Here is a 24,908-nt window from a genome sequence, read left to right as displayed (position 1 = left end):
GCGGGGGGCGGTTTCCGCGTTTAATAGCCCCGGCGGCCGTGGCGGACGTGAGATTCTGGGTACATGGCCAATTCCCCGTCCGGTGACTCGATGCTGGACCGGCTGGTGCGCATCCTGTCTGCGTTCGAACCGGACAAGCCGGCGATGAACGTCGCCACGCTCTCCCGCCGGGCGGATGTGCCGCTGGCAACGACCTACCGGCTGGTGGAGGCGCTGTCCCGCCACGGGCTCCTGACGAAGGAGGGCCCCGGCGAAATCCGGCTCGGGCTCCGGCTGTGGGAGCTGGCCAACCGGAGCTCGCCCGCCGTCGACCTGCGGCAGGCCGCCATGCCGTTCATGGAGGACATCCAGTCCGTGGTGCGCCAGCACACCCAGCTGGCGGTGCTGCGCGAGGACGAAGTCCTGGTGATCGAGCGGCTCTCCAGCCGCGGCTCCGTGGTGAACCAGGCCCAGATCGCCGGCACCATGCCGGTGCACCGGACCTCGATGGGCATGGTGCTGCTGGCCTATTCGCCCAACCATGTCCAGGAGTCCTACCTGACCCGGCATCCGGAGGCCGTCACGTCGGCCGACCCGGTGTCCTTTGACCTGCGCCGGCACCTGGCCGACATCCGCAAGCGGGGCTACGCCGCGTTCGACGGGCGGATCGACGTGGACACCACCGGCATCGCCGTCCCCGTGCTCGGCCCGGCCGGCCGGCCGCTGGCCGCCCTCGGCGTGGTGGTGCCGCTGGGCTTCGAGAACTTCCACGCCGTGGTGCCGGCGCTGATGACGGCGGCGCGCGGCATCTCCCGGGCCATGGGCGTCGCGCTGTGACCGCGGCGGCGGCCACCGCCGTCGTAATTCTCATTCAATAAGAACGCCGGGGCGGAACGTGTGTCGCCGGGCTCACACTGGTGAAGAGACGGCTTCCTCTTCGACCCAGGAGACTCACCCATGGCGCAACCGCAGATCATCAAAACCAAGGTAGGAATCGTCGGCGGGGGACCGGCCGGCCTGATGCTCAGCCACCTGCTGGCCCGGCACGACATCGACAACCTCGTGGTGGAATCCCGTGACCACGACACCATCCACAACACCCACCGGGCCGGCATCCTGGAGGCGGGCTCGGTCAAGATGCTCACCGACACCGGCGTCGACGGCCGCGTGCTGACAGAGGGCGACGAGCACGCCGGCATCGATCTGCGCTTCAACGGAGAGTCGCATCCGCTGGACTTCAAGGACCTCGTGGACGCCACCGTGACCCTGTACGCGCAGAACGAGGTGTTCCTGGACCTGGCCGCCGCCCGCAGGCGCGACGGCGGCGACGTGCGCTACGAGGCCGAGGTTACCGAGGTGCTGGACCTGGAGACCACCACGCCCAAGTTCAGGTTCACGGACAAGGACGGCGCCGCCTTCGAGGTGCACTGCGACATCCTGGTGGGTGCCGACGGCTCCCGCAGCTTCTGCCGCCGCGCGGTGAAGGGGGAGCAGGACTACAAGATCGAGTATCCGTTCGCCTGGTTCGGCATCCTGACCGAGGCCCCGAAGAGCGCCCCGGAACTGATCTACGCGAACTCGCCGCACGGCTTCGCGCTGATCTCCCAGCGCAGCGAGACCGTCCAGCGCATGTACTTCCAGTGCGATCCGGCCGAGAACGTGGACGACTGGAGCGACGACCGGATCTGGGCGGAACTGCAGAAACGGGTCGACGGGCCGGACGGCTTCCAGCTGAAGCAGGGACCGATCTTCGACAAGACCGTGCTGGCCTTCCGCTCCTTCGTGCGGGAACCCCTGTCCCACGGGCGCATGTTCCTGGCCGGCGACGCCGGGCACACGGTGCCGCCCACCGGGGCAAAGGGCCTGAACCTGGCCTTCGCGGACGTCAAGGTGCTCTTCGAGGCCATCGACTCGTTCTACTCCACCGGCAGCGACGCACTGCTGGAGGGCTACTCCGACCTGGCGCTGCAGCGGGTCTGGAAGGCGCAGAACTTCTCCTACTGGATGACCAGCATGCTGCACACCCGCACCGATGCCTCGCCCTTCGAGACCAAGCGTGCCCTCGGCGAACTGGCCACCGTGACCGGTTCCCGCTTCGGGCAGCAGTACCTGGCCGAGTCCTACACGGGCTGGCCGCACAAGTGACCGCTGCGCCCGCACCACGCCGGGCGCGCAAATCCTTAACCATCCACAGCCACAACGGAAAGGAGTCCCGATGAGCGACGCACAAGCTCCGGACGAGGCTTTCGAGGACGAGACGTTTGACGACAGCCACCTGCTGGACCCTGCCGCCACCGCGGATTCGCAGGAGAAGATCAGCCAGGAAATTGCCGACAGCCACGAGGCGTACCGCAAGAGCGTGGAGGCCGGCGGCGCCGAAGAGACGCAGCCGCGCATCGACTTTGCGCCGTACCGCTCCTCGCTGCTGCGCCACCCGACCAAGGACCTGCACCACGCGGACCCGGAGACCATCGAGTTGTGGAGCCCGGCGTTCGGCGAGCGTGACGTGCACGCCCTGGAGTCGGACCTGACCATCCAGCACAACGGCGAGCCGATCGGCGAGCGGATTATCGTGCAGGGCCGTGTCCTGGACGGCGACGGACGCCCGGTGCGCAACCAGCTGGTGGAGGTCTGGCAGGCCAACGCCGCCGGCCGCTACGTGCACAAGCGCGACCAGCACCCGGCCCCGATCGACCCGAACTTCACCGGCGTGGGCCGCTGCATCACCGGGCCCAACGGCGAGTACAAGTTCACCACCATCAAGCCGGCCCCCTACCCGTGGAAGAACCACCACAACGCCTGGCGCCCGGCACACATCCACTTCTCGCTGTTCGGCACCGACTTCACCCAGCGCATGATCACCCAGATGTACTTCCCGGGCGACCCGCTGTTCCCGCTGGATCCGATCTACCAGTCGATCACCGACCCGGCGGCCCGCGACCGCCTGGTCGCCACCTACGACCACTCGGTCACCAGCCACGAGTGGAACACCGGCTACCGCTGGGACATCGTCCTTTCCGGCAGCAACCGCACCTGGATGGAAGAAGGCGAGGAGCACTGATGAGCGAGTCCACCACCAAACTGGTGCCCACCCCGGGCCAGACCATCGGCCCGTTCTACGGCTTCGCGCTGCCCTACGAGAAGGACAGCCAGCTGGTCCACCGCGCGCACCCCGGCGCCATCCGGCTGCACGGCGTGGTCTACGACGGCAACGGCACCGTGATCCCCGACTCCATGCTGGAGATCTGGCAGGCCGACGAGCACGGCAAGATCTCCCGCGAAACCGGTTCCCTGGTCCGCGACAACCACACCTTCACCGGCTTCGGCCGCGTGGCCGTGGACAACGTGGGCCACTACACCTTCACCACGGTCAACCCGGGTGCCACCGAGCCGGGCAAGGCCCCGTTCATCTCCCTGGTGGTCTTTGCCCGCGGCCTGCTGAACCGGCTGTTTACCCGGATCTACCTGCCGGAGGACACCGAGGCGCTGGCGAACGACCCGCTGCTGTCCTCGCTGCCGGAAGAGCGGCGGAACACGCTGATCGCAGAGCGCGAACCGAACGGCGATCTGCGCTTCGACATCCGGCTGCAGGGTGACGGCGAGACCGTCTTCCTGACCTACCCGGGGATTTAGGCCTGTATGAATCCGGCGGACCACGCTGATTTCGGGCTGCTGTCTCCGGCCTCGGCCGGGACAGCAGCGTCCCGTTTAACCAGCGACTACCAATTCATCCAGGCCATGCTCGACGTGGAGCTCGAATGGACCCGCGTGCTGGCCGACGCCGGCCGGGTGGCCGCCGAGGCCGTGCCGGCCGTCGAGCGGGCCTCGCACGCCGACCTCTACGACGCCGCGGGGCTGGCCGAGCGGGCCCAGGGCGGCGGCAACCCGGTCATCCCGCTGCTGGCCGACCTGAGGGCGGAGATCAGGAAGCACGACCCGGCCGCCGTCCCGGCGATCCACCGGGGCGCCACCAGCCAGGACATCCTGGACAGCGCCCTGATGCTGATGGCCCGCCGCGCGCTGGCCGGGATCGTCACCGACCTCAAGTCCGCCGCCGCGGCCCTGGGCCGGTTGGCGGACGAACACCGCGCCACCGTCACGGTGGCCCGCACCCTGACCCAGCATTCGCTGCCGTCGACGTTCGGGCTCAAGGCGGCCAACTGGCTCTCCGGCGTCGCCCAGGCCGGCGTCCGGCTGGAGCGGGTGGCCGGCGGACTGCCGCTGCAGTGGGGCGGCGCGGCCGGCACCATGGCGGCGCTCACCGACCTGGCCGACCTGCCCGCCCGCCCGGCGGCGGAGGGCACCGGGCAGGACGACGACGGCGGTGCGCTGGCTTTGGCGGCCCGCCTCGCCGGGCGGCTGGGGCTCGCCGATCCGCTGGCTCCGTGGCAGACCAACCGGCTGCCGGTCACCGCGCTGGCCGCCGCGCTGGCCGACGTGCTGGCGGCCGCCGGCAAGGTCGCAAACGACGTGCTGCTGCTGAGCCGGCCCGAAGTGGGCGAGGTCTCCGAACCCGCCGCCGACGGCCGCGGCGGCTCCTCGGCCATGCCGCAGAAGCAGAATCCGGTGCTGTCCGTGCTGATCCGCAGCGCCGCCCTCGCCGCCCCCGGGCACCTGGCCCAGGTCCAGGCCGCCGCGGCCGGGGCGGTCGACGAGCGGCCGGACGGCTCCTGGCACGTGGAGTGGCAGGCGCTGCGCCAGTTGCTCCGGCTCGCCGGCGGCGCAGCCGCCAAGCTGGCCGAACTCTCCGAGGGCCTGGTGGTCCGCCCGGAGAAGATGCGCCGGAACCTGCAGATCACGGGCGAGCTGGTGGTCAGCGAACGCGTCATGGCCACGGTGGCGCCGATGCTGGACGGCGGAACCCCCGGCGCCGGCAAGGCGAAGGTCCAGAGCCTGGTCAACCAGTCGCTCGCCGGCCAGGGCAGCCTGTCGCAGCTGCTGCGCGAAGCCGTGCCCGGCGACGTCCTCTCCGACACTGCGCTGGCCGAACTGCTGGACCCGGCCGGGTATACCGGCCAAAGCAGCGGCCTGATCGACCGGATCACGTCCCGCTACGCAGAATGGAGCCAATCGTGACCGTTCCCGACATCACCCCCACCCTCCTGTCCGAGGGCAAAGGCAGGCCGGTGCTGCTGGCCGGCGCCGGACTGGGGACCGGCGCCAAGGCGCTCTGGGCCGACGCCGTGGAGCACCTGCAGGACTTCCAGGTGGTGGGCGTGGACCTGCCAGGCCACGGGGCCAGCCCGGCCTCGACCGGACCGTACACCATGGCCGAACTCGGGCAGGCGGTCGTGGCGATGCTGGACAAGCTGCGCGAAGCCGGCGACATCGACGCCGGCGCCGAGGTGCACTTCGCCGGCGTCTCGATGGCCGGTGAACTGGCCCTGCAGCTGGGCCTGGACCATCCGGACCGCTTCGCCGGCCTGGGCGTGGTCTGCTCCGGCGCCAAGATCGGCGAACCGGCCGCGTGGCTGGAACGCGCGGAGACCGTACGCCAGGCGGGCACGCCCACGATGGTCACCGGCTCGGCGCAGCGCTGGTTCGCGCCGGGCTTTATCGAGAAGCACCCCGAGCGCACCACCCGGCTGCTGCACACCCTGCAGAACGCGGACCGCTTCGCCTACGCCCACGCCTGCGAGGCCCTGGCCGGCTTCGACGTCCGCGAGCGGCTCGGCGACATCACCACTCCGGTGATCGCCGTCGCCGGGGCGCTCGACCAGGTGTGCCCGCCCGAGTTCGCCGAAGCAGTGGCCGCCGGCGTGCAAAAGGGCAGCTCCGCCGTCGTCGACGGTGTGGCCCACCAGGCGCCCGCCGAGGCACCCGCGGAAACCGCCGCGCTGCTGCGCGATTTCTTCCTGGCCGCCTGAAACCGCAGCCGGACCGATGACTGAACAACCAAGGAGTACACGCCGTGAGCGATAACCGCACCTTCGATCCTGCCCAGACCCAGCAGGAAGTGTACGACGAGGGCATGGCCGTGCGCCGGCAGGTGCTCGGCGATGCCCACGTGGACCGCGCGAACAGCTCGATCGATGAGTTCACCCAGGACTTCCAGGAACTGATCACCCGCTACGCCTGGGGGACCATCTGGACCCGGGAGGGGCTGCCGCGCACCACGCGCAGCGCCATCACGCTCACCGCCATGATCGCCAAGGGCCACTGGGAGGAATTCGCCATGCATGTCCGGGCGGCGCTGACCAACGGCATGACCCGCGACGAGATCAAGGAAGTCGTGCTGCAGTCGGCCATCTACTGCGGCGTCCCGGACGCCAACGTCGCGTTCAAGGTGGCCAAGGGCGTCTTTGCCAGCCTTGACGAGGATCACAAGGGCTCGGTATAGTTCATATAACGTACATGCGTTCGTGTAGCGAACACTTCGGCTGGAACGGAAGAGCCCGCGACGGTTCCCGCCGAAACGGTATGTTCCGCGCGGACCCCCGTGTCGACGGAGCGGTCCGGTCCGGCCTGAGCGCCGGGCCGGGCCGTTTGCTGTAACCCAAAGGCGCACCCCGGAAGTGCGCCGCGAAGGAGCCTCGAATGAACCAGGCATATCTGTTTGACGCCGTCCGCACCCCCTTCGGCAAGTTCGGCGGTGCGCTGGCCGGCGTCCGCCCGGACGACCTGGCGGCCGAAGTCGTCAAGGCGGAAGTTTCCCGCGCCCCGGGCCTGGACCCGGAACGCATCGACGAGGTGATCTTCGGCAACGCCAACGGCGCCGGGGAAGAGAACCGGAACGTGGCGCGCATGGCCACGCTGCTGGCCGGCCTGCCCACCTCGATCCCGGGGACCACCGTGAACCGGCTGTGCGGCTCCAGCCTGGACGCCGCCATCATCGCCTCCCGGCAGATCAACGCCGGCGAAGGCGACCTGGTGCTGATCGGCGGCGTCGAGTCGATGAGCCGGGCGCCGTGGGTGCTGCCCAAGACCGAGAAGCCCTACCCGGCCGGCGACATGACCCTCGCGTCCACCACCCTGGGCTGGCGCCTGGTGAACAAGAAGATGCCGCGGGAATGGACCGTCTCCCTGGGCGAGGCCACCGAACAGCTGCGCGAGCGCCACGGCATCAGCCGCGAACGGCAGGACGAGTTCGCCGCCGCCTCGCACCGCCTCGCCGACGAGGCCTGGAACGCGGGCAAGTACGACTCGATGGTGGTGCAGGTTCCGGGCACCGACCTGGCCCGCGACGAGTCCATCCGCCCCACCAGCACCGTTGACGTCCTGGCCGGGCTGAAGACCGTCTTCCGGCCGGCGGGCGACGGCCCCGAGGGCGGCACGGTCACGGCCGGCAACGCTTCGCCGCTGAACGACGGCGCTTCGGCGGCGTGGCTGGGCAGCGAGGCCGCCGCCGGGCTGCTGGGGACCGGGCCGCTGGCCCGGATCGCCGGCCGCGGCGCCGCCGCGCTGGAGCCGCAGTTCTTCGGGTTCGCGCCGGTGGAGGCCGCGAACCAGGCCGTCAAGCGGGCCGGCATCAGCTGGTCCGATGTCGCCGCCGTCGAGCTCAATGAGGCCTTCGCCGCGCAGTCGCTGGCCTGCATCGACAACTGGGACATCGACCCGGCGATCGTGAACGCTTGGGGCGGGGCAGTGGCCATCGGCCACCCGCTGGGCGCCTCGGGCATCCGCATCCTCGGCACGCTGGCCCGCCGGCTGCAGGAATCGGGCGACCGCTGGGGCGTGGCCGCCATCTGCATCGGCGTGGGCCAGGGCCTCGCCGTCGTGCTGGAAAACGTCAACTCAACCAAGAACTAAGGAGGTAAGCGGGTGCCTACATTCGCTGCTACTGCCCGGGACGCCGTGGCCGGCATCCAGGACGGCGCCACGGTGCTGATCGGCGGCTTCGGCAACGCCGGCCAGCCGATGGAACTGATCGACGCGCTGATGGACTGCGGCGCCACCGACCTGACCGTGGTGAACAACAACGCCGGGCAGGCGGACGCCGGGCTGGCGCTGCTGATCAAGGAGCGCAGGGTCAAGAAGATCATCTGCTCCTTCCCGCGCCAGTCCGACTCCTGGCACTTCGACACCGCCTACCGCGCCGGCGAAATCGAACTGGAACTGGTGCCGCAGGGCAACCTGGCCGAACGCATCCGCGCCGCCGGCGCCGGGATCGGCGCCTTCTTCACGCCCACCGGCTACGGCACCATGCTGGCCGAGGGCAAGGAGACCCGGATGATCGACGGGCGCGGCTACGTGCTCGAGACGCCGATCCACGGCGACGTCGCGCTGATCAAGGCGCTGACCTCCGACCGGAAGGGCAACCTGGTCTACCGCAAGACCGCCCGCAACTTCGGACCGATCATGGCCGCCGCCGCCAAGCAGAGCATCGTGCAGGTCTCCGGCATCGTGGAGACCGGCCAACTGGATCCCGAGGTCATCGTGACTCCGGGCATCTACGTGGACACCGTCGTCGAAATTGCGCCGCAGGCCGCAGAGGGAGAGGCAAACCAGTGAGCGAGAAACTCAGCCGCGAAGATCTGGCCAGGCTGGTGGCCCGGGACATCCAGCCCGGTTCCTTCGTCAACCTCGGCATTGGCCAGCCGACGTCGGTCTCCAACTACCTGACCGCCGAGCAGGACATCACCCTGCACACCGAAAACGGCATGCTGGGCATGGGCCCGGAGGCGCAGGGCGACCAGATCGACCAGGACCTGATCAACGCGGGCAAGGTCCCGGTCACCGAGGTGCCGGGCGCGTCCTACTTCCACCACGCCGACTCCTTCGCCATGATGCGCGGTGGCCACCTGGACGTCTGCGTGCTCGGCGCGTTCCAGGTCTCCGCCACCGGCGACCTGGCCAACTGGCACACCGGCGCACCCGACGCCATTCCCGCCGTCGGCGGCGCGATGGACCTGGCCACGGGGGCCAAGGACGTCTACGTGATGATGTCCCTGTTCACCAAGGACGGCAAGCCGAAGCTGGTGCCCGAATGCACCTACCCGCTCACGGGAGTGGGCTGCGTCACCCGCGTATACACTAATGACGCGGTCTTCCTGATTACCGAGGAAGGCGTGCGTGTGCGCGAGACGTTCGGAACCACGCTTGAGGAATTGCAGTCCAAGATGGACATCAAGCTGCTTCCGCCCACCGAGTAAAAGGAACCATGACCGAGACCAAGACGCCGGGCGACCAGTTCGTCCAGTCGCTGGCCCGCGGATTGACCGTGATCAGGGCCTTCGACGCCGACAACGTCACCATGACGCTCAGCGAGGTCTCCAAGAGGACCGGCCTGACCCGTGCCACCGCGCGGAGGTTCCTGCACACCCTGGTCGACCTGGGCTATGTGCGCACCGACGGCCGCGTCTTCGAACTCACCGCTCTGGTGCTCCAGCTGGGGTATTCCTACCTCGCCGGGCAGAGTCTGCCCCAGCTGGTGCAGCCATTGCTGGAAGAGCTTTCCGCGGAGCTGCATGAATCCACCTCCGCATCGATTCTCGACGGCGATGAGATCGTCTACATCGCCCGCATCCACACCCGGCGGATCATGACCGTGGGCATCATGGTGGGCACGCGTTTCCCCGCCTACGCCACGTCCATGGGCCGCGTGCTGCTCGCCGGCCTGCCCGCCGGCCGGCTGGAGGACTATCTGGCCTCGGCCGAGCTGAAGCCGTTGACGTCACGGACCATCTCCGACCCGGACAAGCTTCGGGCGGAGCTGGACAAGGTGCGGAGCCAGGGATGGGCCCTGGTGGACCAGGAACTGGAGATCGGCCTGCGCTCGGTGGCCGTTCCGGTCCTGCATCCGGACGGTTCCGTGGCCGCCGCCTTGAACATGTCCATGCAGGCATCGCTGGCAGACGGCACCCGGGACGTGGACGCCGTCGTCGCGGAAGCCCTGCCGAAGCTGCAGGCCGTCGCCGCCAAGGTCACCGACGCGCTGCGCGCCCAGCAGTAGGTCCCGAAGGCGGGCGCGCCGGCCCCCGCCACCGGCAGGAATCGAGTTCCCCAGGGAGGATTGCGCATATGGGAAAACGTCAAACCATGTTTTCGCTCCGGGCCGCCTCCGGCCTGGCCGGCGAACTGCTCGTGACGCTGGGAGCCATCGTTCTCCTCTACGTCGTCTGGCAGCTGTGGTGGACCAACCTGGACGCCCGGGCGGCGCAGCAGGACGCGGTCACCGCCCTGTCCCGGCAATTCGAAGGCCCCGCCGTGAGGGCCGCCGCCGAGGACTTCGGGCCGCCGCAGCCGGGCGGGCAGCCCCGGGACGGCGAGACCTTCGGGATCGTCTACGTCCCGCGCTTCGGCGATGACTTCACCGTGCCGGTCTCGGCGGGGGTGGGTCCCGAGATCCTCGATTCGCTGGGGCTGGGCATGTACGACGGCACGGCGATGCCGGGGGAGGTCGGAAACTTCGCGGTGGCCGGCCATCGCCAGACCTACGGCAAGGTCCTCGACAACATCGACGCGCTCCGGCCCGGGGACCGCATCCATGTGCGCACTGCCAACGGGTACTTCACCTACGTCTTCGAGGAGCACACCATCGTGACGCCGGACCGGACGGATGTACTGCTGCCGGTGCCGGAAAAACCAGGGGCCGAACCTGTCAGGGCGATGATGACCCTGACCACCTGTCATCCACGGTTCGGCGACCGGGAGCGGTACATCGCGTACGCCGCGCTGGAATCATGGCGCCCCGCCGAGGCGGGACCCCCTGCCGACATCGCCGGCCTGGTCGCCGCGCAGGCAGGAGCCTGAGGTGTACGCCTGGATCTTCCGCAACCTGCCCGGCCCGTTCGCCGTGCGGATCCTGCTGTCGCTGATGCTGCTGGCGGCGGTCGTCCTGGTGCTCCTGGAGTTCGTTTTCCCGTGGATCAGTTCCCTCGGGCTGCTGGAAGGCGAGGCAACACTCAGCCAGGGCCGGGCAGACGGCGGGGCCGGGGAGCGGTCAGGGTAGGACGACCCGCGTTGCCGCGGACCCGGCAGGCGCGCCGGATTAGCGGATGTGACCTGCATCATTTATATTTCTGCAAGGGCCGGTAAATGCCGGCCGACGCAGGGCACCGAAGCAATCGGATCGGCGCGATCTCCGCCCTGCCAGGACAGCCGAGTTGGGGACAGGACATTTCACGTGACATCACGACTGCGCGCTGCGCTGCTCACCGGCACTGTTGCCGCCGCTCTCGCCCTGGGCAGCGTTCCCGCCCACGCCGGCAGCCAGGATCCGGCCGGGCAGCCGGGCCCGATCCCCGGTGACACCGCTCCCGAGCCCGGCCCGGACGCGGTTGCCGTAGGGACGGTTGGGTCGGAAGCGACGGTGAACGCGCCGGTTGAAGAAACTGCCCCTGCCGAGCCGGTTCAGGCGGAGCCGGAAGAGGCCCTGGCTGGCGCCGTGGTTACCCTGCTGGTCGAGGCTCCCGCAGCTAACGACGGCGGACCGATGGACGGCGCCGACGGCACCGACGGGGCCGCGGGCGCGATCGAATTTCCCGCGGATGGCGAAGAGGTGGCCTCCGCGGAAGGCGCCTCGGCCGAGGACTCAACTCCGGCACCGGAAACCATACCCACTTCTCCCGCCGCCGATCCGTCCGCCCCTGCCGTGGAGCCCCCCACGGAGGCTGCGCCCGCACCCGCAGCTCCTCCGGCGGCAAAACCCGCTCCCGTGATCGAGCCGATTGTGGTGGGCGGACGTACCCTGACCCACAGGGACTTCAACATCCCGGATGACATCGCCGCCGGCGACGAGGAAACCGTCATGCGCTGGATGGAAGAGAACATGGACCTCGTGCTCGAGTCCGAGGGCATGACGTACCTGATGGACCTCATCATGGAGTACCTCATGGCGGGCGACCTGGACGGCCTGGCCGCGCTGATCCGGGAAATGAGCGCCTCCGATCCTGCAGCGGGGGAGGAGCTCATCCTGTGGATGTACGAGCTGTTGGACGGAATCGGTGAATGGCCGGGCGACTTCGGCGAGTGGCCGGTTGTCGATGAGCCCGGACCGGGGCAACCCGCCAAGGAACCTGCGGCAGTTATCATCCCGGCCTCGCAGCCCCAGCCGGCAGCGCCGTCTAACGTGCTGCCGGCGGCCGTCCCGGCCGGGGCGCTGGCGGACACCGGTGCCGCCGGCACCGCCTGGCTCGCCTCGGGCGGAGTGGGCCTGTTGATGCTCGGCTCGGCCCTCCTCTGGTGGCGGCGCCGCACGGCCTGAGGTAGCCGGCCCGGTCCTGCACCCGGGCGTTCACCCCGCCGCCAACTGTCGTTGACCTTGGCATGGCTGAATGTCCTGCGATGGATCCTGAGACAACGCCGCGGCGGAAATTCCTGCCCGAAATCCAAGCCCTGCGCGCCCTTGCGGTGCTGTTGGTGGTGGCCTACCACCTGGAGCCGCGCTGGCTGCCCGGCGGCTACGTCGGAGTGGACGTCTTCTTCGTCATCTCCGGCTTCCTGATCACCGGCCACATGCTCCGCGAGGCGGCGGCCACCGGCACGCTGTCCCTGAGGTCATTCTGGGCCGCCCGCATCCGGCGCATCCTGCCCGCGGCGCTGCTGACCGTTGCCGTCGTCCTGGCGGCCACGCTGGCGCTGCTGCCCATGAGCCAGTGGGAGCGCATCGGGGGCCAGGCCCTGGCCTCCACCCTCTATGTCCAAAACTGGGTCCTGGCCGCCGACTCCGTCGACTACCTGGCCGCGACCGAGACGCCGACGCCGCTTCAGCACTTCTGGTCCCTGGCCGTCGAGGAACAGTTCTACCTGCTGTGGCCGCTGCTGGTCCTGCTGGCCGTCTTCGCGGCGCGCCGAACGAAGCAGGGCCGCCGGGGGATCGCAGCCGCGATCTTCGCCGCCGTCGTCGCGGCGTCGCTGGCCTATGGCATCTGGGCCACCGCCGGCGGCAGCCCGGCCGCCTACTTCATCACGCCCACCAGGATCTGGGAACTCGGGCTGGGTGGGCTGCTGGCCGCCCTGCACCGGGACACGCGCCGCTGGCCGTACCTGCGCAGCCTGCTGGCGGCAGCGGGCCTGGCCGCGATCACGGCCTCGGCGTTCCTCTTTAACGCGAGCACGCCTTTTCCCGGGGCGGCGGCACTGCTCCCGGTGCTGGGCACCATGGCCGTCATCGCTGCCGGACGGACCGGCGGGCCGCTGTCCCTGCACCGCCTGGTGGACTGGCGGCCTGTCCAATGGACGGGGAATGTCTCCTACTCGCTCTACCTCTGGCACTGGCCCCTGATCGTGTTTTTCACCATCCTGGCGGATCGGGAACCCGGGCCGCTCACCAGCCCGCTGCTGCTGGCCTGTTCCTTTGGCCTGGCCGCCCTGAGCTACTACTTCGTGGAGACACCGGTGCGCCGCTTTGGCTGGTTCAGCGCCAACTCCTGGCGGCCGCTCGCCGCAGGCGCCGCGGCCACCGCGCTGGTCGGCACGCTGGCCTTCGTGCCGGCCAACCAGCAGGAACGCGTCCTGGCTCAGCGTGCCGAGGCGACGTCCGCGCTGCTGGCCGCCCCGCCGCCCGGCTTCGGCGTCGCCTCGATCACGGAGGACGGCCACCGCGCCTTCGCCACCGAGACCCCGCTGGTGGTCCCGGATCCCGCCCGGGCCGGAGCCGACCAGTCCGGCCTCGGCGATTGCGCCGTCACCTCGATGGCGGCCGAAACCAAGGAATGCACCTACGGGGACCCGGAGGGGGACTTCACCCTGGCGCTGGTGGGAGACTCGCACGCGGGGCAGTGGTTCAAGGCCTTGGAGCCTGTTGCCCGAGAGCGGGGTTGGCGCCTGCTGACATACATCCATCATTCCTGCCCGTTCAACGCGGAGCAGCGCAAACTGGAAGCGAAGGGGGAGTCCGTCTGCCGCGGGCCCAACGAACAGACCATGGAACGGCTGACCAGCGGCGGCGTGGACGCGGTCCTCACCTCGTACTACGCGGAGTCCTCCTTCGTGGACTCGGGCACCGGCCAGCGGCCCGGAGCGGCGGGCTTCGCCGAGTACTGGAACCAACTCGCCGACGCCGGCATCGACGTGTACGCGCTCAAGGACACGCCCCGCCCGCGTGAGGGCGCGGTCGCCCGGGACTGCGTGGCGGTGAACTACGAGGACCCGGCCGAATGCGGCCAGCCGCGCAGCGACGGCCTCGACGGGAAGGACCTCACCGAGGATGCCGCCAGGCTGGCCCCGCGGGCGCGGGTCATCGACCTGTCGGCGCACTTCTGCGACCGGGAGACCTGCCCGGCGGTGATCGGCAACGTCCTGGTGTACCGGGACCTCAACCACGTCTCCGGCACCTACATGAAAACGCTGGCCCGGCCGCTGGAAACGGCCCTGCTGCTGGCGATGGAACGGCCGTGACGCCGCGGCCGGGCCGCCGTGCAGCAACCGTTGGGCAGCCGCCGGGCCACCGCGTCGTGCGCGACCCGCATACTCTGCTAGACTTATGTTCGATTGTTTTTGTGTGGCAGTGGATGAAGGCCGTTTCGGATAATAACGGAACGGGGCCTGTTTCCGGTCCGCGGGGTTCTTGCGCGGAGAATGCCACACTTTTGCACGCCTACGGTCGCTTCGATTCCGCAGCGGGTGCGAAGACGACCGACAGTGCCTGGCCCTGCATGACAGACGGGGCAAAGCCCAAGAAAAACGGAGAACACGAAAGTGCCTACGATTAACCAGCTGGTCCGCAAGGGCCGCTCACCTAAGGTGAATAAGACCAAGGCGCCTGCCCTCAAGGGCAGCCCGATGAAGCGCGGCGTTTGCACCCGCGTTTACACCACCACCCCGAAGAAGCCGAACTCCGCGCTCCGTAAGGTAGCCCGCGTCAAGCTCGCCGGCGGCATCGAAGTGACTGCATACATCCCCGGTGTAGGCCACAACCTGCAGGAACACTCCATCGTGCTGGTGCGCGGCGGCCGTGTGAAGGACCTGCCCGGCGTCCGCTACAAGATCGTTCGCGGCGCGCTTGACACCCAGGGCGTCAAGAACCGCAAGCAGGCTCGCAGCCGCTACGGCGCGAAGATGGAGAAGAAGTAATATGCCTCGCAAGGGTCCGGCCCCCAAGCGGCCGCTAGTTGTAGATCCCGTCCACGGTTCCCCGCTGGTGACCCAGCTGATCAACAAGGTTCTCGTTGACGGCAAGAAGTCCACCGCAGAGCGCATCGTTTACGGTGCCCTCGACGGTGTCAAGGCCAAGTCCGGCGGCGATCCCGTTGCCGCCCTGAAGAAGGCCATGGACAACGTCCGTCCGACCCTGGAGGTCCGGTCCCGCCGCGTCGGCGGCGCCACCTACCAGGTTCCGGTTGAGGTCAAGCCGGGCCGCGCCACGGCGCTGGCCCTGCGCTGGCTGGTCGGCTACTCGAAGGCCCGCCGCGAGAAGACGATGACCGAGCGTCTGATGAACGAGATTCTGGATGCGTCGAACGGTCTCGGTGCCGCTGTGAAGCGTCGCGAAGATACCCACAAGATGGCTGAGTCCAACAAGGCCTTCGCCCACTACCGCTGGTAAAGAGTCGATACGACGACGGCGCCAACCGCCGTCGTCGTATCCCTCACCTACAAAGGGAGACATTGTGGCACTGGACGTGCTAACCGACCTCACGAAGGTCCGCAATATCGGCATCATGGCCCACATCGATGCCGGCAAGACCACCACTACCGAACGCATCCTGTTCTACACGGGTGTGAACCACAAGCTCGGCGAAACTCACGACGGTGCGTCGACCACTGACTGGATGGAACAGGAAAAGGAACGCGGCATCACCATCACCTCCGCCGCGGTGACTTGCTTCTGGAACCAGAACCAGATCAACATCATCGACACCCCGGGCCACGTGGACTTCACTGTGGAGGTGGAGCGTTCGCTGCGCGTCCTCGACGGTGCCGTTGCTGTCTTCGATGGTAAGGAAGGCGTGGAGCCGCAGTCGGAGACTGTGTGGCGCCAGGCCGACAAGTACGAAGTTCCGCGTATCTGCTTCGTCAACAAGATGGACAAGCTCGGTGCTGACTTCTACTTCACGGTAGACACCATCATCAAGCGCCTGGGCGCAAAGCCGCTGGTCATGCAGCTGCCAATCGGCTCCGAGAACGACTTCATCGGCGTCGTCGACCTGATGACCATGAAGGCACTGGTATGGGAAGGCGACGCCAAGGGCGACGTCACCATGGGTGCTGCCTACGAGACCCGGGAGATCCCCGCGGACCTGCAGGCCAAGGCCGAGGAATACCGCGCGCAGCTCGTTGAGACCGTGTCCGAGTCCTCGGACGAGCTCATGGAGAAGTACCTCGAAGGCGAAGAGATTTCGATCGACGAGCTGAAGGCCGGCATCCGCAAGATGGTCGTCAACTCGGAGATCTACCCGGTCTTCTGTGGTTCCGCGTTCAAGAACCGCGGCGTGCAGCCGATGCTGGACGCCGTCATCGACTACCTGCCGTCGCCGGTCGACGTCCCGTCGATGATCGGTCACGATCCCAAGAACGAGGAAATCGAGCTGACCCGCAAGCCGAGCGAGGACGAGCCGTTCTCCGCTCTGGCGTTCAAGGTTGCCGCGCACCCGTTCTTCGGCCAACTGACGTTCATCCGCGTCTACTCCGGTAAGGCCACTTCCGGTACGCAGTTGCTGAACACCACCAAGGGCAAGAAGGAGCGCATCGGAAAGCTGTTCCAGATGCACGCCAACAAGGAAAACCCGGTGGAAGAGGTGCACGCAGGCCACATCTACGCGGTGATCGGCCTGAAGGACACCACCACCGGCGACACCCTGTCGGCCGTCGATGCACCCATCGTGCTCGAGTCCATGTCCTTCCCGGAGCCGGTGATCTTCGTGGCCATCGAGCCGAAGACCAAGGGCGACCAGGAAAAGCTCTCCACGGCGATCCAGAAGCTCTCCGCCGAGGACCCGACGTTCACCGTTTCGCTGAACGAAGAGACCGGCCAGACCGAAATCGGCGGCATGGGCGAGCTGCACCTGGACATCCTGGTGGACCGCATGCGCCGCGAATTCAAGGTCGAGGCCAACGTGGGCAAGCCCCAGGTTGCCTACCGTGAAACCATCAAGAAGGCTGTCGAAAAGGTCGACTTCACCCACAAGAAGCAGACGGGTGGATCCGGCCAGTTCGCGAAGGTCCAGGTCTCCTTCGAGCCGCTGGACACCAGCGACGGCACCTTCTACGAGTTCGAGAACAAGGTCACCGGTGGCCGTATTCCGCGCGAATACATCCCCTCGGTCGACGCTGGCATCCAGGATGCCATGCAGCTCGGCATTCTGGCCGGCTACCCGCTGGTCGGTGTCAAGGCCATCCTGCTCGACGGCGCATACCACGACGTCGACTCTTCGGAAATGGCCTTCAAGATCGCTGGTTCCCAGGTCTTCAAGGAAGGCGCACGCCGCGCCAACCCGGTCCTGCTCGAGCCGCTGATGGCCGTCGAGGTACGTACCCCTGAGGAATACATGGGCGACGTGATCGGCGACCTGAACTCCCGCCGTGGACAGATCCAGTCCATGGAGGACGCTAGCGGCGTGAAGGTTGTGCGCGCTAACGTTCCGCTTTCCGAGATGTTCGGCTACATCGGCGACCTGCGTTCCAAGACGCAGGGCCGCGCGGTGTACTCGATGCAGTTCGAAAGCTACGCTGAGGTCCCGAAGGCTGTTGCCGACGAGATCATCCAGAAGACGCGCGGCGAGTAAACCCCAGGGTGGCGGGTCCTTATCCGTAAGGATCCGGCACGCCGTGCAGGCGGCCGGTCGGCTCACGCAGCCGGCCGCCGGCACAACCCACTGACGGAACCGCGCAAGTTTTTGCCGGTACCTGACGGAACCAGTAATTTCACCAAATACAAAAGCCCGAAGTAGACTTGTTCAAGTTTCGGCCGTGACAATCGCGTCCGAAGAGCAAATCTTCTCAACACGTTCTAGGAGGAACCCGTGGCGAAGGCAAAGTTCGAGCGGACTAAGCCGCACGTCAACATTGGCACCATCGGTCACGTTGACCACGGTAAGACCACGTTGACCGCTGCCATTTCCAAGGTGCTTGCTGACAAGTACCCCGATCTCAACGAGCAGCGTGACTTCGCAGCTATCGACTCTGCCCCGGAAGAGCGCCAGCGCGGCATCACCATCAACATCTCGCACGTCGAGTACCAGACCGAGAAGCGCCACTACGCACACGTGGACGCCCCCGGCCACGCCGACTACATCAAGAACATGATCACCGGTGCCGCCCAGATGGACGGCGCAATCCTGGTGGTTGCCGCGACTGACGGCCCGATGGCCCAGACCCGCGAGCACGTTCTGCTGGCCCGCCAGGTTGGCGTTCCGACGCTGCTGGTGGCCCTGAACAAGTCGGACATGGTTGAGGACGAGGAACTGCTCGACCTGGTCGAAATGGAAGTCCGTGAGCTGCTCAGCTCGCAGGAGTTCGATGGCGACAACGCGCCGGTCATCCGCACTTCCGGCCTGAAGGCCCTGGAAGGCGACGCCCAGTGGGTCAAGTCCGTCGAGGACCTGATGGACGCCGTTGACGAGTACATCCCGGACCCGGTCCGCGACAAGGACAAGCCGTTCCTGATGCCGGTTGAAGACGTCTTCACCATCACCGGCCGCGGCACCGTGGTGACCGGCCGCGCCGAGCGCGGTACCCTCGCCATCAACTCCGAGGTCGAGATCGTCGGCATCCGCCCGGTCCAGAAGACCACGGTTACCGGTATCGAGATGTTCCACAAGCAGCTCGACGAAGCATGGGCAGGCGAGAACTGTGGCCTGCTGCTGCGCGGTATCAAGCGCGAAGACGTGGAGCGCGGCCAGGTTATCGTGAAGCCGGGTTCGATCACCCCGCACACCGATTTCGAGGCCAACGTCTACATCCTGTCCAAGGATGAAGGCGGCCGCCACAACCCGTTCTACTCGAACTACCGTCCGCAGTTCTACTTCCGCACCACCGACGTGACCGGCGTTATCACCCTCCCCGAGGGCACCGAAATGGTCATGCCGGGCGACAACACTGAGATGACCGTTGAGCTCATCCAGCCGATCGCCATGGAAGAGGGCCTCGGCTTCGCTATCCGTGAAGGCGGCCGCACCGTTGGTTCGGGCCGCGTCACCAAGATCACCAAGTAACTCTGTGATCTGCTGACCGGAGGTTTCCGGTCGGAGGCAGGAGAACCCCCGACGTCTCAGGACGGCGGGGGTTCTTTCTTTTAATGGTGCGCCGGATGTGATGCTGCGCGCACGCTCCGGGCGCGCCTTCCGTCATGGTCCTTCCGTTTTAGATGTTCTGGTGCAGGCAGAGAATGTTGCCTTCCGTGTCCGGGAACCAGGCGCAGCGCTGGTGGCCGGTCACCGCGATGTGGTTCTCGGTCTTGAGGCCCGGCAGGTCGTAGTCCGCGAAGTCGACGCCGCGGCCGGCCAGTTCGGACATCTCGGTTTCCAAATCGGCCACCTCGAAGCTGATCGAGGTGTGGTCCGACGTGTCGGCGTCCGGTCGGACGATGAGTTCTACCGCGGTGGAACCGTCGCTGGAGAAAAGGAACGAATCCTCTCCGAGCGGGCCGGCCGGCTGCAGGCCGAGGGAATCCTGGTAGAACGCGCGCGCCCGGTCCATGTCCTTCACGGGCAGGACCGTCGTCATGGTTTTGGTGCTGAGCATGGTTGTCCGGCTTCCTGGGAGCATCTGCGGTGGACACTCCCAGAATAGTCGCGGCCGTGGGCCCGGGAACTGGGGGACGGGCACGAATTTTGACCGCCAACCAGTAGGATCGGACCATGGAATGGCTGATCGTGTGGATCGTCGTGGGCCTGGCCGCCGCGGTGGTCGGGGCGGTGTCCTGGGGCAGGCGGTACTTCCGCCACGAACTGGACCGTGCCCGCCGCATCCGGCGCGCCAACGGCGGGCGGTAGCGAAGCGCCGGGGACCGTTGAACGCGCCGGCGGGCCGTCAGGCCTGACCCGGTGCTGCCACCGCCGGCTCGGTCTGCCCGGCCGCCTCGCCGGCACCGGCACGAGTGCGGCGCGCGGCCACATCCTTCAGCCAGTGGAAGGACGCCTTGCGGATCCGCTGCTGGGTGGCGAAGTCCACGTACACCAGGCCGAAGCGCTGGCTGTATCCGGCCGCCCATTCGAAGTTGTCCATCAGCGTCCACACGTAGTAGCCGCGCAGGTCGATGCCGGCTGCGGGCCCGTCCGGCGCCGTCGCGGTGAGCGCGGCCTCCAAATGCGAGGCCAGGTAGTCGATCCGCCGCACGTCGGCGACCGACGGCTCCTTGGTCAGCGCGTCGCGGACCACCACATCCTTGAAGCTGGCGCCCCCCTCGGTGATGTAGACCGGCGGCAGATTGGGGTAACGCCCGGCCATCTGGGCCAGGGCGACCTGCAGGTAGTCGGGTGCCACGGGCCAGCCGAATTCTGTCCGGTCATACCCCGGCCACGCGGCCAGGTGGAACGGCAGCTCGCCGCCCTGCTCCCAGAGCAGCTCGGGCAGGCCGTCGGGGATCGCCTCCGGCCCGGTCAGCGGCCCCGGGCCGATGCCGATCCTGGTGGGGAAGTAGTAGTTCAGCCCGTAGAAGTCCAGCGGCTGGCTCATCACCGCCAGGTCCTCGTCCGGAATCTCGCGCAGGTACTGGAGTGCGGGCTTGAGCACCGGGTTGAACGTTGGGTAGCGGCCCAGCAGCACCGGGTCCGAAAACATGCCGTTGTGGAGCACGTCGTACAGTTCCACCAGCACATCGTGGGCCAGCCCGTCCTTGGCGCCCACCACGGGGGAGTAGACGTTCGTGATGCCCGCATCGCCCGTGATCCCGCCGGCCCGCAGGGCCGAGAGGCTGAGTCCGTGCGCGAGGATGAGGTGGTGCGCGGCCGGCAGGGCGTCGAAAAGCCCGGCCTGGCCGGGAGCATGGACGCCGAGGCCGTAGCCATTGAGGGTGACGGTGGTCGGCTCGTTGATCGTGACCCAGCGGTCCACCCGGTCGCCGAACTTGTCCGCGGCGATCGCCGCGAAGTCGGCGAGCCGGTACGCGGTATCCCGGTTGAGCCAGCCGCCGCCGTGCTCCAGCGGCAGCGGGGTGTCCCAGTGGTAGAGCGTGCACATCGGGGAGATGCCCCGGGCCAGCAGTTCATCCAGCAGGCGGTCGTAGAAGTCGATGCCGCGCTGGTTGACCGGCCCCTGTCCGCCGGGCTGGATCCGTGGCCAGGACAGCGAGAACCGGTACGAGTCAACGCCGAGCTCGGCCATCAGCGCGACGTCTTCCGGCATCCGGTGGTAGTGGTCGCAGGCCGCGTCCGCCGTCGCGCCGCCGGCAATCCGCCCGGGCTCGTGCGAAAACGCGTCCCAGCCGGAGGGTCCTCGGCCGTCCTCGGCCACGGCGCCCTCGATCTGGAATGCCGCCGTCGCCACTCCCAGGGTAAAGTCGGACGGGATCATTGCCGCCAGGCGCCCGCTGTCCATTGCCATTCGCTGCTGTCCTCCTGAAACCTGGTCTCTCGTGTGCGGCGCCCGCAGGAGCGGGCTGGCACCAGCATCGCACTGCCGGCTGGTCCGCGCCATAGCATGGCGGCGGGGGAGCGGGCACCGGCCCGGGGGCCGATTCGCAATCAGGGCCGAAGTCTGCCACACTAGATGAGTTGTTCAAGCGCTTTTGCATGTCTTCGTGCGAAGCTGGGTCCCGCCCGGGATAATGCCCGGGGCAGGGTCAGGCTCCACGGATTTCAAAGAAGCCCAAATATAACCCACCCTCCATTTTGAGCGGGCGGAGTGCGCAGAATGTTCGCGACACGCCCGACCGCGGGGGTCGGAGCCTCAGCAGGGTGAGGAACCCGGATTTATCCGGATTCAGTCTGCCGGAGGAGCGCCAGGCCAGGAGCGATCCAGCCGTCGGGGCGCATCAGGAGAAAGTCAACAGAGCAGCACTGAGAAAGAGAGCGGAGACGCCATGGCGGGACAGAAAATCCGCATCCGTCTGAAGTCATATGACCATGAGGTCATTGATGTTTCAGCACGGAAGATCGTTGAGACGGTCACGCGTGCAGGCGCAACGGTAGTGGGCCCCGTGCCGCTGCCCACCGAGAAGAACGTGTACTGCGTTATCCGGTCGCCGCACAAGTACAAGGACAGCCGGGAGCACTTTGAAATGCGCACCCACAAGCGGCTGATCGACATTATCGATCCCACGCCCAAGGCCGTCGATTCGCTGATGCGGCTCGACCTGCCGGCGGACGTGAACATCGAAATCAAGCTGTAGGGGAGTGAGTATTTTGTCTACCACTACACGCCAAGTAAAGGGACTGCTGGGCACCAAGCTCGGCATGACCCAGGTCTGGGACGAGAACAACCGGCTCATCCCGGTCACGGTCGTCAAGGCCGACTCCAACGTCATCACCCAGCTGCGCTCTGCGGACGTCGACGGCTACACCGCCGTCCAGATCGGCTACGGCCAGATCGACCCGCGCAAGGTGACCAAGCCGCTGGCCGGCCACTTCGAGAAGGCCGGGGTTACCCCGCGCCGCCACGTGGTTGAGCTGCGCACCGCCGATGCCGGCTCCTACGAGCTGGGCCAGGAACTCTCCGTGGAACTGTTCGAGACCGGCCAGAAGGTCGACGTCGTCGGAACCACCAAGGGTAAGGGCTTCGCCGGTGTCATGAAGCGTCACGGCTTCGCCGGTGTGGGTGCCTCGCACGGCGCGCACAAGAACCACCGCAAGCCCGGTTCCATCGGTGGCGCGTCCACTCCGGGCCGCGTTTTCAAGGGCATGCGCATGTCCGGCCGCATGGGTGCCGTCCGCCAGACCACGCTGAACCTGACGGTTCACGCTGTGGACACCGAGAACTCGCTGCTCTTGATCAAGGGTGCCGTTCCCGGTGCCCGCGGCTCGGTCGTTCTCGTCCGTTCCGCTGTGAAGGGAGCCTAGTTCAATGGCCAACACGCTCAAGGTTGACCTGCCTGCAGAGATCTTCGACGTCCAGACCAACGTGCCGCTGCTGCACCAGGTCGTCGTCGCCCAGCTCGCTGCTGCCCGGCAGGGAACCCACAAGACCAAGACCCGCGCCGAGGTTTCCGGTGCCGGCCGCAAGCCGTTCAAGCAGAAGGGCACCGGCCGCGCCCGCCAGGGTTCGATCCGCGCCCCGCACATGACCGGCGGCGGCGTCGTGCACGGCCCGACCCCGCGCGACTACAGCCAGCGCACCCCCAAGAAGATGAAGGCCGCTGCCCTGCGCGGCGCCCTCTCGGACCGGGCACGCAACGGCCGCATCCACGTCGTGGAGGCACTGGTTGCCGGCGACAAGCCGTCCACCAAGGCCGCTACCGAGGCCCTGCGCGCCGTCACCGACCGCAAGAACCTGCTCGTAGTCATCGAGCGCGCCAACGATGTGGCGGCCCTGAGCCTGCGCAACATCGAGGCTGTTCACACCATTTACGTGGATCAGTTGAACACCTACGACGTGCTCGTTTCCGACGACGTGGTCTTCACCCAGGCCGCCTACGAGGCATTCATCGCAGCTAAGGCAACTGCCAAGGAGGACGCCAAGTGAGCGCGACCACCACAAAAGATCCCCGCGACGTGATCCTTGCTCCCGTCGTTTCGGAGAAGAGCTACGGCCTGATCGACGAAGGTAAGTACACCTTCCTGGTCGACCCCCGCTCGAACAAGACCGAGATCAAGCTGGCCGTGGAGAAGATTTTCTCCGTCAAGGTCGACTCGATCAACACCATCAACCGTGCCGGTAAGCGCAAGCGGACCAAGTTCGGATGGGGACAGCGCAAGGACACCAAGCGCGCAATTGTCACCCTGAAGGAAGGCACAATCGACATCTTCGGCGGTCCGCTTTCTTAAGCGGAGACCACTTTAACGAGGAAATGAACTATGGGAATCCGTAAATACAAGCCGACTACACCGGGCCGTCGCGGCTCGAGCGTAGCCGACTTCGCTGAAATCACGCGATCGACGCCGGAAAAGTCGTTGCTGCGCCCGCTGACCAAGTCAGGTGGACGTAACAACTCCGGCAAGATCACTACCCGCCACAAGGGCGGCGGACACAAGCGCCAGTACCGTCTGATCGACTTCCGTCGCCACGACAAGGACGGCGTGCCCGCCAAGGTCGCTCACATCGAGTACGACCCGAACCGCACCGCGCGGATCGCCCTGCTGCACTACGTTGATGGCACCAAGCGCTACATCCTGGCTCCGGCCAAGCTGAAGCAGGGGGACACGGTCGAGGCCGGCGCCAGCGCCGACATCAAGCCGGGCAACAACCTGCCGCTGCGCAACATCCCCGTCGGTACGGTCATCCACGCCGTGGAGCTGCGCCCGGGCGGCGGTGCCAAGATGGCCCGCTCCGCCGGTGCCTCCGTGCAGTTGGTGGCCAAGGAAGGCAAGTACGGCCAGCTCCGCCTGCCGTCCGGCGAAATCCGCAACGTTGATGTGCGCTGCCGCGCAACCATCGGCGAGGTGGGCAACGCCGAGCAGTCCAACATCAGCTGGGGCAAGGCCGGCCGCATGCGCTGGAAGGGCGTTCGCCCGACCGTCCGCGGTGTGGCCATGAACCCGATCGACCACCCGCACGGTGGTGGCGAGGGCAAGACCTCCGGTGGCCGTCACCCGGTCAACCCGAACGGCAAGCCCGAGGGCCGCACCCGCCGCCCGAACAAGGAAAGCGACCGCCTGATTGTGCGTCGCCGTCGTACTGGCAAGAACAAGCGATAGGAGCCTGGGAACATGCCACGCAGCCTGAAGAAAGGCCCCTTCGTCGATCAGCACCTCTTCGTGAAGGTAGCTGCAGAGAACGAAAAGGGCACCAAGAACGTCATCAAGACGTGGTCCCGCCGTTCGATGATCGTGCCCGACATGCTCGGACACACGATTGCCGTACACGACGGACGCAAGCACATCCCGGTGTTTGTCACTGAGTCGATGGTCGGGCACAAGCTCGGCGAATTCGCCCCGACGCGGACCTTCCGCGGCCATGTGAAGGACGACCGCAAGGGCAAGCGCCGCTAGGCGCTGCTCTTACGGCAGAAGACG

28 protein-coding genes are annotated in these 24,908 nt (G+C 67.3%); 26 read left to right on the top strand and 2 right to left on the bottom strand.

Going from position 1 to position 24,908, the window contains the following annotated elements:
• Positions 1 to 63: 63 nt before the first annotated feature.
• From AC5RVG_RS03525 to tuf, 19 genes are all read left to right on the top strand, one after another.
• Positions 64 to 816: an IclR family transcriptional regulator gene (locus tag AC5RVG_RS03525; RefSeq protein ID WP_494000497.1), complete on the top strand. Its 753-nt coding sequence runs from the start codon at positions 64 to 66 to the stop codon at positions 814 to 816.
• A gap of 120 nt (positions 817 to 936) precedes the next feature.
• Positions 937 to 2,124 (top strand): 4-hydroxybenzoate 3-monooxygenase, encoded by a 1,188-nt coding sequence (locus AC5RVG_RS03520; RefSeq protein ID WP_494012732.1) that lies wholly within the window; start codon positions 937 to 939, stop codon positions 2,122 to 2,124.
• A 70-nt stretch (positions 2,125 to 2,194) separates the two neighbouring features.
• Complete coding sequence (gene pcaH / locus AC5RVG_RS03515) at positions 2,195 to 3,040, top strand: protocatechuate 3,4-dioxygenase subunit beta (protein ID WP_494012731.1); 846 nt, start codon at positions 2,195 to 2,197, stop codon at positions 3,038 to 3,040.
• Entirely contained in the window at positions 3,040 to 3,612 is a 573-nt protein-coding gene (gene pcaG, locus AC5RVG_RS03510; RefSeq protein WP_494012730.1) for a protocatechuate 3,4-dioxygenase subunit alpha, read from the top strand. The genes pcaH and pcaG overlap by 1 nt, the downstream gene beginning before the upstream one ends.
• A 6-nt stretch (positions 3,613 to 3,618) precedes the next feature.
• Positions 3,619 to 5,055 (top strand): lyase family protein, encoded by a 1,437-nt coding sequence (locus tag AC5RVG_RS03505; RefSeq protein WP_494012729.1) that lies wholly within the window; start codon positions 3,619 to 3,621, stop codon positions 5,053 to 5,055.
• Positions 5,052 to 5,846: an alpha/beta fold hydrolase gene (locus AC5RVG_RS03500; RefSeq protein WP_494012728.1), complete on the top strand. Its 795-nt coding sequence runs from the start codon at positions 5,052 to 5,054 to the stop codon at positions 5,844 to 5,846. The genes AC5RVG_RS03505 and AC5RVG_RS03500 overlap by 4 nt, the downstream gene beginning before the upstream one ends.
• Positions 5,847 to 5,890: 44 nt before the next feature.
• Positions 5,891 to 6,319 (top strand): 4-carboxymuconolactone decarboxylase, encoded by a 429-nt coding sequence (pcaC, locus tag AC5RVG_RS03495; protein WP_494012727.1) that lies wholly within the window; start codon positions 5,891 to 5,893, stop codon positions 6,317 to 6,319.
• A 197-nt stretch (positions 6,320 to 6,516) separates the two neighbouring features.
• The gene (locus AC5RVG_RS03490; RefSeq protein WP_494012726.1) at positions 6,517 to 7,728 is read left to right on the top strand and encodes a thiolase family protein; all 1,212 of its coding nucleotides are present in this window, start codon (positions 6,517 to 6,519) and stop codon (positions 7,726 to 7,728) included.
• A gap of 12 nt (positions 7,729 to 7,740) precedes the next feature.
• Positions 7,741 to 8,430: a 3-oxoacid CoA-transferase subunit A gene (locus AC5RVG_RS03485; protein WP_494000489.1), complete on the top strand. Its 690-nt coding sequence runs from the start codon at positions 7,741 to 7,743 to the stop codon at positions 8,428 to 8,430.
• A complete protein-coding gene (locus AC5RVG_RS03480) occupies positions 8,427 to 9,071 on the top strand; it encodes a 3-oxoacid CoA-transferase subunit B (protein WP_494000488.1) in 645 nt (214 codons plus the stop codon). Before AC5RVG_RS03485 ends, AC5RVG_RS03480 begins: the two co-directional genes overlap by 4 nt.
• Positions 9,072 to 9,079: 8 nt before the next feature.
• A complete protein-coding gene (locus AC5RVG_RS03475; protein WP_494000487.1) occupies positions 9,080 to 9,871 on the top strand; it encodes an IclR family transcriptional regulator domain-containing protein in 792 nt (263 codons plus the stop codon).
• Between the two features lie 68 nt (positions 9,872 to 9,939).
• The gene (locus tag AC5RVG_RS03470; protein ID WP_494012725.1) at positions 9,940 to 10,671 is read left to right on the top strand and encodes a class E sortase; all 732 of its coding nucleotides are present in this window, start codon (positions 9,940 to 9,942) and stop codon (positions 10,669 to 10,671) included.
• Position 10,672: 1 nt separating this feature from the next.
• Entirely contained in the window at positions 10,673 to 10,870 is a 198-nt protein-coding gene (locus tag AC5RVG_RS03465) for a hypothetical protein (protein ID WP_494012724.1), read from the top strand.
• Between the two features lie 174 nt (positions 10,871 to 11,044).
• On the top strand, positions 11,045 to 12,124 hold the full coding sequence (locus tag AC5RVG_RS03460; protein ID WP_494012723.1) for an LPXTG cell wall anchor domain-containing protein: 1,080 nt from the start codon (positions 11,045 to 11,047) through the stop codon (positions 12,122 to 12,124).
• Positions 12,125 to 12,204: 80 nt separating this feature from the next.
• Positions 12,205 to 14,259: an acyltransferase family protein gene (locus AC5RVG_RS03455; protein ID WP_494012722.1), complete on the top strand. Its 2,055-nt coding sequence runs from the start codon at positions 12,205 to 12,207 to the stop codon at positions 14,257 to 14,259.
• Positions 14,260 to 14,559: 300 nt separating this feature from the next.
• On the top strand, positions 14,560 to 14,934 hold the full coding sequence (gene rpsL / locus AC5RVG_RS03450; protein ID WP_127511055.1) for a 30S ribosomal protein S12: 375 nt from the start codon (positions 14,560 to 14,562) through the stop codon (positions 14,932 to 14,934).
• Position 14,935: 1 nt separating this feature from the next.
• The gene (gene rpsG / locus AC5RVG_RS03445; protein ID WP_127511056.1) at positions 14,936 to 15,406 is read left to right on the top strand and encodes a 30S ribosomal protein S7; all 471 of its coding nucleotides are present in this window, start codon (positions 14,936 to 14,938) and stop codon (positions 15,404 to 15,406) included.
• Between the two features lie 64 nt (positions 15,407 to 15,470).
• The gene (gene fusA, locus AC5RVG_RS03440; protein ID WP_494012721.1) at positions 15,471 to 17,585 is read left to right on the top strand and encodes an elongation factor G; all 2,115 of its coding nucleotides are present in this window, start codon (positions 15,471 to 15,473) and stop codon (positions 17,583 to 17,585) included.
• A gap of 237 nt (positions 17,586 to 17,822) precedes the next feature.
• The gene (tuf, locus tag AC5RVG_RS03435; RefSeq protein WP_493940539.1) at positions 17,823 to 19,013 is read left to right on the top strand and encodes an elongation factor Tu; all 1,191 of its coding nucleotides are present in this window, start codon (positions 17,823 to 17,825) and stop codon (positions 19,011 to 19,013) included.
• Between the two features lie 148 nt (positions 19,014 to 19,161).
• On the opposite strand, the gene AC5RVG_RS03430 is transcribed toward tuf, so the two are convergent.
• Positions 19,162 to 19,542, bottom strand: a complete 381-nt coding sequence (locus AC5RVG_RS03430; RefSeq protein ID WP_494000481.1) for a VOC family protein — start codon at positions 19,540 to 19,542, stop codon at positions 19,162 to 19,164.
• A 116-nt stretch (positions 19,543 to 19,658) separates the two neighbouring features.
• On the opposite strand from AC5RVG_RS03430, the gene AC5RVG_RS03425 reads away from it, so the two are divergent.
• Complete coding sequence (locus AC5RVG_RS03425; RefSeq protein ID WP_494012720.1) at positions 19,659 to 19,793, top strand: hypothetical protein; 135 nt, start codon at positions 19,659 to 19,661, stop codon at positions 19,791 to 19,793.
• A 37-nt stretch (positions 19,794 to 19,830) separates the two neighbouring features.
• Here the strand turns inward: AC5RVG_RS03425 and AC5RVG_RS03420 are convergent, their stop codons facing one another.
• Positions 19,831 to 21,342: a glycoside hydrolase family 1 protein gene (locus tag AC5RVG_RS03420; protein WP_494012719.1), complete on the bottom strand. Its 1,512-nt coding sequence runs from the start codon at positions 21,340 to 21,342 to the stop codon at positions 19,831 to 19,833.
• Positions 21,343 to 21,820: 478 nt separating this feature from the next.
• Between AC5RVG_RS03420 and rpsJ the strand changes: the two genes are divergently transcribed.
• Genes rpsJ through rpsS form a run of 6 tightly spaced genes read left to right on the top strand, consistent with a single transcriptional unit; the run spans position 21,821 to position 24,884 of the window.
• Entirely contained in the window at positions 21,821 to 22,129 is a 309-nt protein-coding gene (gene rpsJ, locus AC5RVG_RS03415) for a 30S ribosomal protein S10 (protein ID WP_003803825.1), read from the top strand.
• A 13-nt stretch (positions 22,130 to 22,142) separates the two neighbouring features.
• Entirely contained in the window at positions 22,143 to 22,796 is a 654-nt protein-coding gene (rplC, locus tag AC5RVG_RS03410; RefSeq protein WP_493979219.1) for a 50S ribosomal protein L3, read from the top strand.
• A 4-nt stretch (positions 22,797 to 22,800) separates the two neighbouring features.
• Positions 22,801 to 23,418, top strand: coding sequence for a 50S ribosomal protein L4 (rplD, locus tag AC5RVG_RS03405; RefSeq protein ID WP_494012718.1), 618 nt, complete (start codon positions 22,801 to 22,803; stop codon positions 23,416 to 23,418).
• On the top strand, positions 23,415 to 23,720 hold the full coding sequence (gene rplW, locus AC5RVG_RS03400; protein WP_493941555.1) for a 50S ribosomal protein L23: 306 nt from the start codon (positions 23,415 to 23,417) through the stop codon (positions 23,718 to 23,720). Before rplD ends, rplW begins: the two co-directional genes overlap by 4 nt.
• A gap of 30 nt (positions 23,721 to 23,750) precedes the next feature.
• Entirely contained in the window at positions 23,751 to 24,590 is an 840-nt protein-coding gene (rplB, locus tag AC5RVG_RS03395) for a 50S ribosomal protein L2 (RefSeq protein WP_493979217.1), read from the top strand.
• Positions 24,591 to 24,602: 12 nt separating this feature from the next.
• The gene (gene rpsS, locus AC5RVG_RS03390) at positions 24,603 to 24,884 is read left to right on the top strand and encodes a 30S ribosomal protein S19 (RefSeq protein WP_074701289.1); all 282 of its coding nucleotides are present in this window, start codon (positions 24,603 to 24,605) and stop codon (positions 24,882 to 24,884) included.
• Positions 24,885 to 24,908: the final 24 nt, after the last annotated feature.

This window comes from Arthrobacter senegalensis (assembly GCF_059091765.1).
Note: the sequence above shows the minus strand (reverse complement) of the source record. Positions and strands in the feature narration are given on the sequence as shown.